The 15,400-nt window shown below is 67.9% G+C and carries 15 protein-coding genes and 1 pseudogene; 6 read left to right on the forward strand and 10 right to left on the reverse strand.

Features of this window, described 5'->3' with window-relative positions:
• The first annotated feature begins 160 nt into the window (after positions 1-160).
• Positions 161-718 (forward strand): telomere-protecting terminal protein Tpg, encoded by a 558-nt coding sequence (gene tpg, locus ACZ6K0_RS41955; RefSeq protein ID WP_469235937.1) that lies wholly within the window; start codon positions 161-163, stop codon positions 716-718.
• Between the two features lie 175 nt (positions 719-893).
• Here tpg and ACZ6K0_RS41960 read toward each other — a convergent pair whose 3' ends face one another.
• The 4 genes from ACZ6K0_RS41960 to ACZ6K0_RS41975 all read right to left on the reverse strand — a co-directional run bounded on the left by ACZ6K0_RS41960 (position 894) and on the right by ACZ6K0_RS41975 (position 4,536).
• Entirely contained in the window at positions 894-1,505 is a 612-nt protein-coding gene (locus ACZ6K0_RS41960) for a restriction endonuclease (RefSeq protein WP_469235939.1), read from the reverse strand.
• 166 nt (positions 1,506-1,671) lie between these two features.
• Positions 1,672-2,325: a restriction endonuclease gene (locus tag ACZ6K0_RS41965; protein WP_469235973.1), complete on the reverse strand. Its 654-nt coding sequence runs from the start codon at positions 2,323-2,325 to the stop codon at positions 1,672-1,674.
• Entirely contained in the window at positions 2,325-2,525 is a 201-nt protein-coding gene (locus ACZ6K0_RS41970) for a hypothetical protein (protein ID WP_469235941.1), read from the reverse strand. Before ACZ6K0_RS41970 ends, ACZ6K0_RS41965 begins: the two co-directional genes overlap by 1 nt.
• A 1,438-nt stretch (positions 2,526-3,963) precedes the next feature.
• Positions 3,964-4,536 (reverse strand): hypothetical protein, encoded by a 573-nt coding sequence (locus tag ACZ6K0_RS41975; RefSeq protein WP_469235943.1) that lies wholly within the window; start codon positions 4,534-4,536, stop codon positions 3,964-3,966.
• A gap of 270 nt (positions 4,537-4,806) precedes the next feature.
• Here ACZ6K0_RS41975 and ACZ6K0_RS41980 point away from each other — a divergent pair, with 270 nt between their 5' ends.
• A complete protein-coding gene (locus ACZ6K0_RS41980; RefSeq protein WP_469235945.1) occupies positions 4,807-5,361 on the forward strand; it encodes a tellurite resistance TerB family protein in 555 nt (184 codons plus the stop codon).
• Here the strand turns inward: ACZ6K0_RS41980 and ACZ6K0_RS41985 are convergent.
• Positions 5,360-5,611, reverse strand: a pseudogene (locus ACZ6K0_RS41985) (hypothetical protein); the annotation flags it as partial. The gene ACZ6K0_RS41980 and the pseudogene ACZ6K0_RS41985 sit on opposite strands and share 2 nt — an antisense overlap.
• 308 nt (positions 5,612-5,919) lie before the next feature.
• Positions 5,920-6,600 carry a restriction endonuclease gene (locus ACZ6K0_RS41990; protein WP_469235947.1) on the reverse strand — a complete coding sequence of 227 codons (681 nt, stop codon included), beginning with the start codon at positions 6,598-6,600 and terminating at the stop codon, positions 5,920-5,922.
• Between the two features lie 707 nt (positions 6,601-7,307).
• Here ACZ6K0_RS41990 and ACZ6K0_RS41995 point away from each other — a divergent pair.
• Both ACZ6K0_RS41995 and ACZ6K0_RS42000 read left to right on the forward strand, forming a co-directional pair.
• Positions 7,308-7,916 (forward strand): hypothetical protein, encoded by a 609-nt coding sequence (locus tag ACZ6K0_RS41995; RefSeq protein WP_469235948.1) that lies wholly within the window; start codon positions 7,308-7,310, stop codon positions 7,914-7,916.
• A complete protein-coding gene (locus ACZ6K0_RS42000; protein WP_469578719.1) occupies positions 7,910-9,334 on the forward strand; it encodes a hypothetical protein in 1,425 nt (474 codons plus the stop codon). Before ACZ6K0_RS41995 ends, ACZ6K0_RS42000 begins: the two co-directional genes overlap by 7 nt.
• Positions 9,335-9,742: 408 nt before the next feature.
• Here ACZ6K0_RS42000 and ACZ6K0_RS42005 read toward each other — a convergent pair whose 3' ends face one another.
• The gene (locus ACZ6K0_RS42005; RefSeq protein ID WP_469235951.1) at positions 9,743-10,915 is read right to left on the reverse strand and encodes a PIN domain-containing protein; all 1,173 of its coding nucleotides are present in this window, start codon (positions 10,913-10,915) and stop codon (positions 9,743-9,745) included.
• Positions 10,916-11,025: 110 nt separating this feature from the next.
• On the opposite strand from ACZ6K0_RS42005, the gene ACZ6K0_RS42010 reads away from it, so the two are divergent.
• Positions 11,026-11,175 (forward strand): hypothetical protein, encoded by a 150-nt coding sequence (locus ACZ6K0_RS42010; protein WP_469235953.1) that lies wholly within the window; start codon positions 11,026-11,028, stop codon positions 11,173-11,175.
• 194 nt (positions 11,176-11,369) lie between these two features.
• Here ACZ6K0_RS42010 and ACZ6K0_RS42015 read toward each other — a convergent pair whose 3' ends face one another.
• Together ACZ6K0_RS42015 and ACZ6K0_RS42020 are read right to left on the reverse strand one after the other, a co-directional pair.
• A complete protein-coding gene (locus ACZ6K0_RS42015) occupies positions 11,370-11,537 on the reverse strand; it encodes a hypothetical protein (protein ID WP_469235954.1) in 168 nt (55 codons plus the stop codon).
• A gap of 214 nt (positions 11,538-11,751) precedes the next feature.
• Positions 11,752-11,928 carry a hypothetical protein gene (locus tag ACZ6K0_RS42020; RefSeq protein WP_469235956.1) on the reverse strand — a complete coding sequence of 59 codons (177 nt, stop codon included), beginning with the start codon at positions 11,926-11,928 and terminating at the stop codon, positions 11,752-11,754.
• 197 nt (positions 11,929-12,125) lie between these two features.
• Here ACZ6K0_RS42020 and ACZ6K0_RS42025 point away from each other — a divergent pair, with 197 nt between their 5' ends.
• Positions 12,126-12,356 (forward strand): hypothetical protein, encoded by a 231-nt coding sequence (locus ACZ6K0_RS42025; protein WP_469235958.1) that lies wholly within the window; start codon positions 12,126-12,128, stop codon positions 12,354-12,356.
• Between the two features lie 69 nt (positions 12,357-12,425).
• Here the strand turns inward: ACZ6K0_RS42025 and ACZ6K0_RS42030 are convergent, their stop codons facing one another.
• Positions 12,426-14,828, reverse strand: a complete 2,403-nt coding sequence (locus ACZ6K0_RS42030; RefSeq protein WP_469235960.1) for a helicase associated domain-containing protein — start codon at positions 14,826-14,828, stop codon at positions 12,426-12,428.
• Positions 14,829-15,400: the final 572 nt, after the last annotated feature.

A 15,400-nucleotide genomic window follows, 5' to 3' on the forward strand; every position in this document is an offset into this window, starting at 1 on the left:
CAGCCTCTCCCCAAGCACCCACCGCACCTTGCCCCACCGGCACCGGCACCGGCACCGGCACCGGCGACCCGGACAAGACGCGCGACCAGGACACCGCTCACCAACCCCCGGGCCCGAAAACCCCCGCCCCCATTCCGCCCTCCGACGGGAGCTCAACCAGATGACCGGAGAGATCGACGACGCCCTCAAGCGCGCCGAACAGGAACACTTCACAAAAGAGCCCCCCAAGACCCTCCAGGCCAGGATCAACTACCTGATCCGTCAGCTCGGCACCGCCAAAGCCGTCGCCGCAGAGATCGGCGTCACCGCCGACTCCGTCAACCGCTACCGCCGCGGCGCCCGGAAAAACCCGCCCAAGAACATCGCCGCCCAGATCGAGGCGGCCGTGAAGACCCGCTGGCAGCCAGGCGTCCGCCGCCGCCGGCGCAAGCACGCCGCCGCCACCGGCATCAAGGTCTCCACCCGCGCCCGCTTCGGCTACACCGCCCCCATCGGCACCACCGACGACGGCCGCCTCCGCCGCCTCACCATCAGCCTCCCCGCCACCTATGCCCAGCGCCTCTTCGACGCCCAGGACCAAGGCCTCAGCGACCAGCAAAAGCGCGCGATCATGGCCGAAGGATTCAAAGAGGCCTACTTCCAGGACAACGGCGCCCGCGCCGCAGGACTCTCCGAAGTCAGACTCACCGACATCGACTACCTCGACATCGAGTACTGAGCCAGCCGGACCTCCAGCCGCTGGAATGTATCCACATGGCCTGGTGGACCTGCTCTCCGTCGCCATCTGAGCCGGCGTGCCCTCGCCCGCCGCGAGGATCGGATCGCACCGCTCCTGGAGTACGAGTCGGGTTGACGACGTGGCGGCGGGCCGGTCGTTTGCTGCCTGCGCCCGCCTACAGGGTGGTGCGGGCGCGGATGACGTCGTAGAGGTGGGTGCCGTGTGCCCATCTCTTCAGGTCCTCGCGGCCGACGGTGACCAGGCGGTGGCGGGAGGCGAAGTCGAGGGCGGGCTGTGTGAAGCCGTTGAGGCCGATGATGATGGCGTGATCGGCACCGTGCTCCGGGCGGGCGGTGCCGTTGAACTGTTGCACGGCCGGTGAGTTCACGGGCCTGTTGAGCTGCTTGCACTGGACCACGATGGTGAGGCCATCAGTGTCGGTGGCGATGACGTCGGCGCCGAGGTCGCCTGATCCGCCGACTCGCCGGGCGTGGAGGAAGCCGTCCCGGGCGAGGAGTTCGGCGCAGGCGTGCTCGAAGCCGGTCGGGCTCATGGCCTCGAGCTGCTTCATCCGGTAGGTGAGAATGGCCGGCTCCGGTTCGACCGATGCCACATCCACATCCGCGGCGGCAGGTGTGGTGAGAACGTCGAGGCCGGCGTCGGCGAGTCGAGCGAGGAGGAACAGGGCGGCGAGGAAGCCGATCACGATGAGCGCAGTCCACCAAGGGTGTGCGGCGACCGCGCCCCACAGGTCCACGGTGATCCATCTGATGACGGTTCCGGTCAACCACTCTCAGAGCATCTTTCCGGCGGCTAGGACCAGTACGGCGTACAGCAGGAACTTCAGAAACGGGTCGAGGGAGCCGTCTTCATCGAACACCGTCCGTCCTCTCCTCGGGAGCTGTCTGTTCGTACGGCGCGGCGAACTGGGATCGGCGAGCGGCAGGGAACCGTCAGCGGTTAAGGGCAGGAAGCTGCAGGATCTGGTGGAGCGGAACGCCCCGCTCGGCCCATGAGCACAGCCGTTCACGGTCCATCCAGCCCACGGCATGCCGCTCTCCCCACTCCCTGGCGTCACGGGTAAAGCCGCCGTTCGTCACGACCGCCGCCGCATTCGCCCGGTGTGCGGGACCTGCTGTCCCCTTCACCTGGTACATCACCTGGGAGCCGACCTTCGCGCCGACCTTGGTGTGCTTGGCTTGGACGACGAGACGCCCGTACGCGGGGTGGCCGGCGATGACGTCGGCGGCCTGATCGCCCTGCTGCCCGACTTGCCGGGCCGACCAACCGTCCCGGACCAGCAAGTCCCGCAACGCGAACTCGAACTGCCGGTCATCCATCGCATCGAGCTCCGCCAGGCTGAACCGCAGGACCGACAAACGCCGTGCTCGCGCCGCCCTCTCACGCGCGCCTGCCACAGCCCGCCAGACGCCGACCACCAGGCCCAGAAGGGCGAGCACCGCAACGAAGGGCCACCACCGCACCAGCGCCTCGCCCACCCAAACGAGCAACCGCACCACCAAGGAAGCCACCGCTGCGGCGACCAGCGCCGCCGCCCCGCACTCGACCGCGCCGCGTGGCCGACGGAGCGCTGACCGCCGCCCCATCAGCGGCCCGCCGACGGCGTCGCCGTCACCCCAGGCGCGGGAGACTGCGCCGGTGCTGTCTCGAATCCGAAGAACTGCGCCCACAGCACCACCACGGCGGCGATACCGCCGATCATCCACGGACTCATCTTCTTCGCAGACCGACGGGTCGGATTCCGGCGGATGTGACCGCGCACCCGGTGATAGCCCTCAGGCGTCATGAACTGTCCCCTCCCGAAATGAGAGCCGCACCGCGCGAACCCTCCTGACATGGATGTAGCAGCGGCCACCGACACTGATTCAGGAGAACCACGCCGCGATCACTCCAAACCGGCCACCCCCGCCAACGACCTCCTCTCAGGGGCCGGACATAGGGTGAATGGCCAGGTGGCCACAGAGAACCGATCGCCGCCCAGGCCGAGTCCGCACCGCCCAGGCACCAGACGGAAGCCGAAGAAACCCCTGTTCGCAGCACCCTGCCCAGTGGAACGAAGTTGGCGAGAAAGACAGGGGGCACGCTCCCCGCGTACGCGCCCCCACGTGCTGCCATCCGGATGTAGCGCCGAGCAGGTCTTCACGTTCAGGTCGGGCGGGCATGGCTGGGCCGCGTGCCACATGTTCCGAGTCCGGGGCGAGGGTGAAGTTCGCCCAGGGTTCTGTTCCATCGCGGAACGAATGGCCGACGGGGCGCGATACCTCGGAGATCAGTGAGGCTGAAACCGGTCATGGCGAACAGGTTCTCTGCGTCGGTCACGGAGACGAGATGCCGCACTGGTCAAAGAACGCCTGCCGGCGGGTGGGAGAGGTGCGTGCTCCTGTGGCTCGTCACCAGGGCCCGGCCCAGACCAGGGAGTCCATGTTCGAAGCCGACCCAGAGTACGGCGGTCCCGCCGCTGTCCCGCGTCTCATGGTGGCATGAGCACAGGGTGGGGATCGATCAGGTCGCCGGCGACCTGGTAGGCGATTCGGCCACACTGGCAGTGCTCCGTGCGAATCGCCTCCGTCCAGGCTCCCTCCAGACTGATAGGTGCACCGATGGACGCGCTCGGGAGGGGAGCGGGGCCGAGGTTGGGGTTGTCGTGCTCGAGTCCGTAACGCAGCCGTTCAGCAACTGCTCGTCCCCTCTTGCCGGACACCCATGGATGGCGGACCGCGAAAGTCGACGGCGCCGCCCCCGACCGCCACGCTCTCCCGGTGGCTCCGGCGGCCGCGCACCGTACACCCCGCGCGCCGACGAGCCCAGCACACCCGGGCCCGGCATCAGCTGCCGCTTCTACTACTCCCCGGGCGGGGAGGGAGCCACCCTGTCCGGGTTTTTCGGGCGGGGTGTCGCTGTTCCATGGTGAGTGGGCTGACCAAGGGGTCCGTGGTGGGGCCGGGGCTGATAGGCCGACTGCTTGTTTTCCCAGGTGAACGACTCTGCTGATAGGGCCTGGTAAGCCGTGCTCGCCACAAGGTCGGCATCAAACCGCGCCGCACGTGATGACCAGCCGAACCTCCTCTCGGAGCCACTGCGAGGCTGCCGGCGGCCCAGCGGCCTCCGGCCCATTTCGTCGTCCGTAGTGCGCTCGCCGCTTAGACCGCCGTGCAGCTGCCGCGTCCTGTACGAGCTGTAGCTGTTTTTGTGTCAGCCGACTGGTGGGCCGGTCCGAGTTCGGGTCAGAACCTTGGGCAGAGGTGCGTGTGGACGGCCTTGTTGATCGCTTTGCCGGTGGTGGGGTTGGCGATGTCGGGGAGTCGGGTGCCGACGGTGAATCGCTCCAACGCAGTCTGTGCGAGCTTCGCCTCGTCCTTGACGTTCTTGATGCTGCCGCACTGGTTGATTCCGCGGCTGACGGCCTGGTCTTCCTTGCCGGGCTTGATGATGCGCGGGTCGATGGCGTTGAGCGCGTCGAGATACGCCTGGCGGGCCTTCGCGTCGGGATCGTCGGGGAGGCCGGCGGCGGCGCGGATGCTGGCCTTGGCGTCAGGGCTGAGCGTGGCCGGTGTCGCGGTGGAAGCCTCGGCGCCCTTCTTGTCCGAGGGTGTGGCCGGCGGGTTGTCTGCGGTACCGCATGCGGTGAGAGCGAGGAGAGCGACGGCGGTGACGGTGATGGGCTTCATGCGCATCGGGACAGCTTGCAGAACGCTCGCGCACAAGGCGAAGAAAGTGATCTTGCTGTGACCTGATAGGTCGTTTTCGTCCGGCGTTTCATCCTGAGACAGGTTGTTTGGTGGCAGCCTGTGGGTCACGCCAGGTGATGGTGCTCTCGCCGGTGAGGCGGCGGGTCTTGAGGCTGGTTATCGCGGGGTGGATCAGGCCCTCGGAGGTGCCACGCGGGGCTCAATCGGTCAGCCCACGATGGTGCGGTCCGCGGGACCCGCTGTCGGGCTCGACAGCGATGTAGACAGCCAGGTGCGTCGTGTCAGTCATGGTGGTGGAACTTCACAGTGCGGGGAAGGCGTTAGCACGATGATGCGCGTCCAACGAGGGACGACGTGGCAGAAGCTGAGGTGGCATGAGTGGCGATGTGGGATCGGATCAAGGACCAGGCGACCAGAGGTCTGCAACAGGCCCAAGGGGTGCGCGGCGGCACCGGCGGCCATGGGCCGTCCGGCGCACGGTCAGGGGGCAGTTCCAGGGCCGAGCTCGTGAGCGCGCTGAAGTCGCAGCTGACGTCGCTGAAGACGGAGCTGAAGAGCGGCGCTTTCCGGGACGCCAGCATGGCCATGTGCGCGTTGGTGGCCGCCGCTGACGGACGGGTCGATCCGGCCGAGCGTCAGCACGTCGAGTCGCTCATCCTCACCAACGACGTCCTTCAGAACTTCCCCGCCGACCAGCTCCGCCAGCGTTTCAACAAGCACGTCGACCAGCTTTCGGCCGGCTTCGTCATGGGCAAGGCGGCGGTGCTTCAGGAGGTTGTCAAGGTGGCGAAGAAGCCCACCGAGGCACGGGCTGTCATCCAGACCGGCATCGTGGTCGCGGGTGCGGACGGATTCATCGAGCCTGCCGAGGAGCAGATCATCCGCGAGGCGTGCGCTGCGCTTGGCCTGTCAGCGGCGGAGTTCGGCATCTGACCCGCTGACCTCGGCAAAGTGACGCGTGGCCGTGTACCTTCCGCTGACCCGTCGGTCCTGCGGGTCGTCCCGGTCGACCAGTGAGGCATAGGTGGCGAAGATGACGGGCCCTGACCCGGCCCACAGGGCGAGCTGGATCGGGTTGGTGGTGGCCCGTACTCCCAGGTCGCTTGAGCACGGGATCGTTCTCCAACGAGCAGACCGCCACCATCGACGCCCGACGCCCCACCGCCCGCCACGCCTGCCGTGTCCACGCGTCGCTACCGTTGCCCTGGTCGTGGCCTGAGACGATCCTGTCGCGCCGTCTGTCACGCGTCCTGCCTGTCACGTGGGCTGACCCGCGGCGATAGCCCGAACCCTCGCCTCCGGCCCCGGCGTGACAGCACCCCGCGTGACAGCCCAGGTGCGCTGGCAGCGAAGGCGGACACCCTTTTTGCCCACCCTGCTTCGCACGGTTGCGGCCCCTTGACCACTTACGGATCAAAGGGCCGTAGTCCTACCGGTACCGCCTCCGGCGTCGCCTGCCCGGGGCTTGGGGTTGTGGCACAGGGCGGGGCGTCAGGACAAGGGGCCGGGCCGGCGGGGTGAAGGGATGGCCCGTAACAGTTCCCACAGAGGCCTGGAGCCGCTGGCCCATTGGGCGAGGACGGTGCGGTCGACCAGGTGCAGGTGCTGGGAGCGGGCGAACTCGAGTGCCGGTTTGGAGAACCTGCCGTTGGTGACCAGGACGATGACGTCGCCCTTGTGGACTGGTCGGCCGGTGCCGTTGAGCACCTGCAGATCCGGGGTGCCCACCGGGGAGCCGGCCAGGCCTGCCTTGCGGTGCTTGCACTGGATCACCCAGCGCCGCCCGTAGGGATCGGTGGCCTTCACGTCCGCGCCGTTGTCTCCGGCGCCACCGACCTGCACCGCATCCGCGCACCCATCTCGCCGCATCAGGTCCCGCACCGCGTGCTCGAACTGCCGGTGATGCAAAGCGTCCAGCTGCGCCAGCGCATAACGCAGCCCCTGGGACCTGACTCGTTCCCACCGTGCCGCACGCTGCCGCTGGACCATCCAGCCCGCCACGGCCCCGCCCACAAGCAGCACCACGACGACCGGTACCCACGGATGGGCGCCCACGAAACGCACCGCGCCCATGAGCAACATCCACGCCACCGCCAGACCAACGACCACCAGGACCAGCTGCTCGTTGCCCGAGGCCTTGCGCGAGCGCCGTCTGTTCGTACGGCGCCGCACGGGCCGACGCCGACTCACCTCCCGCTCCCGTCGCGCTCCCACTTGATCGGGTAGGAGACCGTCGGCTGGGGGCGGGGAGCGGGCTTGTCCCACCCGGGCCACCGGATCGGATAGGAGACCGTCGGTGCCGGAGAAGGTGCCGGCCTGTCCCAGGCGGGGAATTTGATCGGATAGGCCACCCCCGAGGTGGGCCGTGGTGCAGGTAACCGCTCCGTCCCCGTTCCACCGTCGGCAGAAGTGCCCGACGAGCCCCCGAACACGAACACGGCCGCCACGATTCCGATGGCCAGCGCGGTCTGCTTACTCGTCCCTTCCGGCGCCCGCCAATGAGACCGCACCGACGTTCCGTCCCGCCTGAGATACCCCTTGATGAACGGCAAAACCGACACCCCTCCCCGATCGACAACGCGCTCTCCCGCGCGACCGACCAATGTAGAGCGCCCCACTGACAGTGCGTTACTTGAGTCAAACCGAAAGTGATCTTGCCGTCTGCGGTGTTGCCTCGGCTGGCTGCGCAAAAGGTGGCGGCGGACTGGGTGCGCGGAGAGTTTGATGCCGACTGCTTCTGTGCGGTTCTGAAGTGCCTTCTGCGCCTCCTCTTCCTGGCGAGGCTGCACTCCTTGTGGGCTTCAGTGGCTTGGTATGCCGGTCTGAAGATTGGCCTGTTCGGGCTATTCGTGATCAGTCGGTCGCACTAAGCTACGTACGTGGTGGTTGGTGAAGATGCCCAGCTGAAGGGCTTCTCGGGTGCCCGCAGAGCCAAGCAGTGGCTCGAGGGCACGATGCGCATCTTCGGGGCGTACGCGAACACGGACTCGCCGTCCTGTGGCCGCCGGCTGACGATCCCGTGGCCATATGGCGGGCGGACGTTCTCCTTTGATCTGGGGGGAACGATGCGCGGCGAGCCGTATCAGAGCGACATGTTCTGCGCGGAGGTCAAGAACTACTCGCAGCCGGGCGACCAGGGGACGCACTTCGATGAGTTCCTCGCCAAGTGCTACGTCGCCGCCCAGATCCAGCATCACCTGAGCGATCACTTCATGTGGATCACCTGGTCACCGTTTCGGGCGAACTCCTGGTCGACGCTCAGCTCCGCCGACCAAGTGGAGGCAGCCGTCCTGCAGCAGCGCAGCCGAGTGTTCGGGACCGATGACCTTGATGAGGCCAGGAAACTTCTGGACCCCGAACTCGCCCGGTCGGTCGCCGCTCGCCTGTGGCTGATCGTGCTCTCGGAGAAGCAGGAGACCCTTCTGCCTCTCAAGGACTGGGCAGCCATTGTGGCCGCTGAACTCACCCGCAGAGAGGGCTCGTGGTGAACATCGTCGAACAGTCGATCGCCCAGGCCATGGACGAGCCCGACGACCGGATGATGTTCACCCGGGTCAAGGACGTCGTCGCCCGGCACCTGACCCGCATGGACCCCCGCGCCAAAGTCACCCAGACCGAGTTCTTCAACCACACCCATGTCCCCGACATGGTTCTGGACTGGCCCGGAAGACCTCGCACACCACGCCGGTTCATCTACCTGCGCACCACAGCCGACCAGCGCGAACTCGAAGACGACCTGCACCGCCTGCCCAGCACGGACCGGCCGGTGCTCCTGACTCTGGGCCAGTTGCCCTTCACCCCACGGCGAGGAGAGCTCCCCTCACTGCCCGACAGCAACACCACCCTCCTTCTCGACACCTCCGCGCTTGGCACCCTGCAGCCCCCCGACAGCTCACCCGGCATCCCTCACCTGGTCTCCCGGTCCGTCCTCGAAGGCGGCCGCGGTGCCCTCGACGGAGCGGCGACCGAAGAACTCCTGAACACCCTCGTCCGCGGAGCCGAAGCCGCCCGCGCCGGAGAGCGCCTCCCCACCCGCGACGCCGTCGACGCCCTCACCGCGCAGATGACCACCGACGTCGCGGACCAGATGTCCGCCTTTCTCGCCGCGCTCTGGCAAGGCGGAGGCTCCGCACTCTCCACCTTCCCTTCCTCCCGCAGGGGAATGGGCAACCTCGACGAGACAGCACTGACCTATCTTCTGGAATCCGAGGAAATCACCGACGCCGCCTTCTGGAACCGCGTCGTCAAGATGATCAGCCTCCCCGTACTGCTCCGCACCCCCACCACCGACACCGGCAACCTTCAGCACCTCATGCGCCAGGCGATCCAGCTGTGGAACAGCCGCGTCTGCATGATCGTTCCCGGTATGGCCGATGCGACCACCGGCCCCTGGCGCTGGGCAGTGAAAGCCGGGCAGCTGATCCTGCAGACTCCCCGCTTCCAGATCCAGGTCGCCCAGTCCCGCCGGCAACTCCCACAAGGGGAGGAAGCCCCCCTGCCCCGCCTCGACGAGGTGCGCAGCCGAGCCGACCGCTTCGGCATCCCGCTGACAGCCCTGCGTATGGTCGTAACAGACCGCCACATCGGATACGGCGGACCCGGCGACGACATCTCCCACGACGCCCGCCTCGACGGCATCAGCGACGCACTCGGGCAGGCCGAGGGCGTCATCGAAGCCGACGCGCGCCTCGCCTCCGGCGCCATCCTCCAATGCCTGTTCGGCTACAGAGTTGCAAGCGCCCGCGGCGCACGCACCCAGGTACCGCTGGACGCGCTCCTGGGAACAACAACACGCCTACTTTCCGATCTCACCGATGATGAGGCTGAAAAGATCACCCGGCTCCTTGGAGCACAGCAGCCGCTCCCAGACCAACCATGGAGCCAGCCAAGCTTCGACGATCTGTGAGGCTCCTGATCCCATGCGCGAGGACGTCGACGAGGACCTGGCCGTGAAGCCGTACGCCACCGCTCAGCGGTCCGGGTACCGGACGTTCCAGTGCGACACGACGGCCATGTGCACGATGCCGGACGGCACCAGCGCCCCCTCGACGGCGTCGGCGACACCCGCACCATCTGCTCCTGGACCCGCCCGCTACCCGGCGCCTGGCCCGCGCGGTGCTGGTGCTCCGCGGTGCCGACTACCGCCCGTCACCGCCGACACCATCGCCCACTGTGAATTGCTGCTGACTCCAACAAGTCACGGGCCAACTGGCCCCGCCAGGCGGCCGATGCAGGAACAGGATGAGAGGTCGCCGCTTGGCCGCGGACGACGCCTGGTGGGATGTGGGTCCATTCCGTTGCCGCGCCGTGGAGGCTAGAGCCCCTCCTTATCCTGGGGGATGGAGTATCCGTGGCCCGCGCACAGCCGGACCGCCATGGCGATGGCGGCATTGTCTTCCGCGGCAGTGAAGGCTCTCGGTTCGCCGACCGATGCGACGCTGATGGAGCCGGGGCCGAACAGAACGCGCAGGTCGATGGCGAAGGCGACGGGCTCCAGATCACTGATCCCCATACCCCGGGTCCAGCGCCGTGCCTCGCCGCCGACCAGGATGCTCACGGTGGCGGCCAGGGTCCTGACCGGGCTGCCGGAGCTGACGGCTGTTCCGACGACGTAGGAGGTCTCGTCGCTCCAGGACGCGACCTCCATCATCCGCACCTGCAACTCGGACCAAGCGGACTCCCATTCGACGAAGGGGTATTCGTCGTCGAAGTCAACGAAGGCGCCGGCGACCTGCTGCCCCTCCATTGTCTCGACGATGAACGACCACAAGGCCTGCGTAGTGGTCGCTGCGGTGACCCGCCCGGCCAGGCCCTCGTCGTTGTGGGCGATGCCCTCGCGACGGCTGATTCGACTGAGCGCTTCGTCAAGGTTAGTGAGGTATTCGATGCTTACGCCGGCGGCGTTCGCCTCGTCCACCATGTCGGGGTAGAGCTTTCCGTTCAGGCCGAAGTCGGTCACATTGCTGCTGACGAAGTACACAGGGCACGTGGGATCAACCTTCGCCTGCTCCAGCACAGTCATCCAGATCGCCGCATCCCTGCTGCCCGTCGCCGTCTTCCCGGACGCCCGAGCGGGACGCAGTCGGTGAGCCTCACGGCGCAGGCCTTCGACCGCAGCCTCCCGAGTCAGGGGCAGGACCTCCATGGTCTGGCGGTAGATGTCCTCCCACTTCTGCAGAGATGCCTCCGGGCTGTAGACAGCAGGCCAGGCATGCGTCGCGTCTACGTCGACGAACTGCAGCTTCCACAGAGCCTGATGGGCGGCGGTGGCCTTGTCGAGCGCCGAGCTGTATTCCCGACCCCTTTGCGCGAGCAGCTCGATCAGGACCATCTCCGATATGGCGATCCGCCCGGCCCCGGCCGCGCGCACGGCACGGAACAGCTCCCAGACCGTGCTGTTCCATGGCAGCGCGGTGACCACGCAGGTATCGAGGATGAGGGTGGGTACACAGGGCTCTTGAGACGGTCCACGACGCAGTTCTGCCATAGGGCCATGCTTCCATCCCGGCGACCGGAGGATGGAGTAGTTGACACCGACAGACCACACCGCACCACCAGCTGGCCGGGGATGCGGATGGGGAAGGCTTCCTGGGCAGCGTGTTGCTTGCGCTCGAGCTGGCCCCTACGGACGCCGGGCACCCGGCCAAGGCCGAGGCGCTGCACGCCGCCCGGTCCGCGATCGAGGCGCCGCGCGTCCTCGTCGCGGTCCTCACCCGGCCCTCGGCCAGGCCACGACGGCGGCCGTAGAGGCCTCCTACGCCCTGCGCGGCGCCGCCGCACCGACACCCTCGCCGAGCTCGCCAGGCCGCCGGAGACGCGGCCGATGCCCTCGTGGCGGCCGCCGCCCGCCACTTCGTCTGACCCGCCCGGCTCTTGGGCGTCGGCCGTGCATGGGCGTGGCCCCGGACCGGGCGGGTCCGGGGCCACATGGGGCGGTGCGGTCAGGCGGGTTCGGTGTCGTGGCGGACGGCGTGGGCGAGGTGGTCGCGGGCGTGGCGGCGGTGGGAGCGGATGGAGGACTCGGCGATGTTGAGGCCGGCGGCGATGTCCGTCGACCAGCCGCACGTGCTCGGGGCCCGGACCCACACCCGGTACTCCGCAGCCTCCACGCCGCCGTCCTCGAGGTCCGGTACGACGGCAGGTCCACGAGGTACATCCAGCCCGTCGCGGTCTGCCGCCGCCTCCACAACCGCGCCACGACTTCCTGCTCAGGGTGCCCGAGCACCGGGTCGGCGGGCAGCACGACCCGCACCGGCCTGGCCGCGTCATCGGAAGGTGTGGTCACGCCCCACGGTAAGCACCACTGCCGCCAGCTGACGGACGTCACCGCTCGGGCAGCTTGCGGCGAAGACCATCCATCGCCTTCTTCACGTCCCCGAGCTGGTCGCCCAGTACCCGCATACGCCAGTCCATGCGCTCAATCCGAGCGGCGGCCGCCAACGATGCGAACGTCTGCGCCAGCTGCGCCGCGCCCGCATCGCCCGCCATCGCCTTCTTCACGTACCGGGCGGCCAGCGCCTCGTACCCCGCTTCGCGCGCTCCACCGCGCCTTCATGCTCGGTCGCGTCCTCGTGCTCGGCCATGCATCCCCTCCCCGGTTGATCTCTCCCACCGTTGTACCAACCGCGCTCCACAGCCGGGGCGCCTGCGGATTCTTGCTCCGCGAAGTCGTCCACAGATCGCTGCTCCCGGCCCAGGTGACCTCCATATTCGATATCGACGATCTCGCCGAAGACGGACCGGGCCTGGTCGCAGCCACCTCCGCCCTCGCCACCGGTCTGATGCAGCACTTCGGATACCCCGAGGCGCCCCAGATGACTCCGGACGGCACTTCCCGGACCAAGTACTGGAGCCTCCATCGGTACGGTCCCGCCGTACGGAAGTGGGCCACTCAGGCCAACGTCACCACGGAGGACACGACCAACTGAGCACGAGCCCACCGCCCAAGCACTGACGGCGCCCGCCCGGGCTCCTGGGCAGGCGCCGTCAGTGTGCCGTCACACGGCCCAGTCGAGTCCGAGCTCGGCAAGCGCAGCGAGCTTGTCGGCGGTGAGCTTGGCGCGCCTGGTCTTGCTGTTGCTCAGAAATACCCCGAGCTTGACCTCTGTGCCGTCCTCCAGCCGCTCTGTGTGAGCCCTGGGAACAGTCACGGAGCCCGTGCGGGCCTTGTACTGCGCCAGGGCTGCCACGCCCCGCTCAAAAGCCCCCACGGGCGCCGTGGACGGCCCCACGGCCGCCACAGTCACCGCCGGGGCTTCCGGCTCCGGGGCGTGCGGGACGACGCCGATAGCCACCAGGCGCTCGCGCTGCCCGTCGGACAGGGCCGCCCACACCTTCGGCTGGCGCTGCCGGGCGAGCCACCGGCCGATGTCCATCCCGTGCACGGTGACCCCGGGTTCGACGTAGGCAAGGATGCTCTCCTCAGCGAGCATCTCCCGCACCACCGCGTAGTGCCGCTGCCACTCCGCCGGCCACTGCGGGTTCCAGTCCGCATCCACCCCCCGCAGCGCGGCCTCCCACTCCGGCTTACCCTCCAGCGCGCCGGGACGGCGCAGGTTCGACAGCCACTGCCCCACCGGCCGGTCCAGCGCCGTGGCGGACCTCGGCGCGCACAGCGTCCAGTGCTCCTCGAAGTACACCCGGGCCGCCGCCAGGTTCTCCTGGAACCGTTCGTCCGCGACCGACCAGACCATGCCCAGCTTCTCCAGCCGCTCCGCGCGCTTGCCGGTCATCTGCCCAGCGCCGTACGCGCGTCGCTGCTCTGCGACCCAGGTCCCCAGCGGGAAGCCACCCTCACGGTGCTCGTACGGAACTCGGGCATGGGACTCACGCTGCGTGAACTGCTTGAGCTTTGCCCAGCCGCGCGCCCAGTCCTGACGCTCGGTGTCGATGACATTGAAGGACACCCAGTCCGCGACCATCACCGGGTCGCGCGGAACGGCAAAACGCAGCAGCAGACGGGATTCGTCCTCGCCTTCCCCGGGCGGCGGACCGATGTACTCGGACGGCTGCGCCACGTCCTTCTGAGGCTCCTGCGGAATCGCCAGCAATTCCACAGCCTCTTCATCATGAGCCCGCAACCCCTCCAATACCTTCACCAAAGGCCGATATGATCCCGAAGTGAACATATCCTCCGGCTTTTCCCCGGGATGGAGAAATACCGGCACGATCAAAGACGCAAGCTTTCCCTCTCCGGGCTTCTGACGCAGAGCGCGGCCGATGGCCTGGACGATGTCGTGTGGCGCGCCCTTGGGGTCCAGCAGGGCCACGCTGTCCACGGCCCGGATGTCGACACCCTCGCCCAGGACACGGCAGTTGGAGAGCACGGCACGCTGCGCCGTGGTCCCGAACCCGCCCAGCACCTCCCGCCGACGCTCGGGCGCGTGCTCGCCGCACAGCCAGTCAACCCAGACCCGAGCTGGGTACGTCTCCGGCCGATCGGCGTGCAGCTTCGCCGCCACACGCCCAAGGCCCTCCGCGTACGCCTGCGCCTCCATCGTCCGATGGTGGAACGTGATGCACGTCGACAGACCGTGCTCCGCCATCGTGTGCAGCAACGCGGCCTGCAGCGCCCCGAGGCGCTCCCCGCGCACCTTCTCACTGTGCCGCTCCTCGCCCATCAACCGCTCTGGTGTGACGACCGGGTCCTTCAGTTCCAGGACGATGATCTGGTACCGCGCCAGCAGCCTGCGCGACACGGCCGACGCGAGCGACAGCTTGTAGAGGACAGGCCCGAAGACCTTCTCATCGTCCATGGAGGCCGCCATCTCGCGCGGTAGCGGGTCGCGCACCCCCTCCGTCACCTCGCGGTTCAGCCGCTCCTCCCAGATCCGCGGCGTCGCCGTCAGGTACAGCCGGCGGTACGACGGGATCACGGTCTGGTTGTGGACGTCGGCCCACGCCTTACCCATCGAGCCGGAAGTCCTGTGCGCCTCATCCACCACCGTGAGGTCCATGGGCGCCAACTGCTGCCCGTAGGCGCCCTCGAAAGCCTCCGCCAGAACCCCCAGCGATGCGTACGTCCCGAAGATGACCAGAGGCCCAGAGCCGTGCCACAGAGCCAGCTGCACCGGATTCGTGGTGGAGCGCACCTTGAGGCTCCACAGCTCCGGGTCATCGGTGAGGCTGCACACCGCAACCGCCGGCCCCGCATGCCCAGCCCCGCGCCACGCCCGCACGGTCTGGGTCAGAAGATCCAGCGTTGGCACCAGGACGAGAACGCGGCCCTTGGGCACGAGCCGCTTGGCCGACGCTGCCGCAATGATGGTCTTCCCCGTTCCGCACGCGGCGTGCACCTGCCCACGCAGGCCATTCCAAGGAATACCGCCCGGAGGGACATCGAGACCGCGCACAATGGCAGCAACGGCCTCGATCTGGTGGTCACGCAGTTTCACGGACATTCCCGTGTTCTCCTTTTCGCGGAATACGGCGCGCAATCATAAAGAAAGTCCGACGCGGCGAGTGGTGGGCCGGGGTATTGGTGTCTGATCCCAGACTCTACACAGCTAGCATCTCTGATGCATCACCCGCGCCAGAACTTCGCTCCCCAGGGTGATACGTGACTCGATCCCACTCGCTAACGGCCGGTTTCCCTGTATGCCGGCAGGGTCACGATGGACTTGACAGTCTGCCGCGAGAGTGGGGGAGAGGCCCGGGTGGAGCGCAGCGGAGCCCGTCACTGCGGTGAGGCCGATACCCCGTCAGGCCGACAGTCCGTCATTCTCGTTGCGACGGTGGTGGCGCCAGGATTCCCAGACCCTACACAGGCCCGCGCGCGATGCACCGCCCTTCGTAGCCAGCCATGGTGATCGCGCTTGCGCGGTCGCCGACAATTCACGCTTGCGTGAATTGCATTCCCTTTTTGAATTCCGTTTGCGGAATTCTATTCCGGCGCTTGCGCCGGAATCCGAATTGCGCTTGCGCAATTCGCGCTCTATGCCCCGGCTTGCCGGGGCATATCCCGCTCCGCGGG

It is taken from the genome of Streptomyces sp. NPDC042346 (assembly GCF_055581845.1).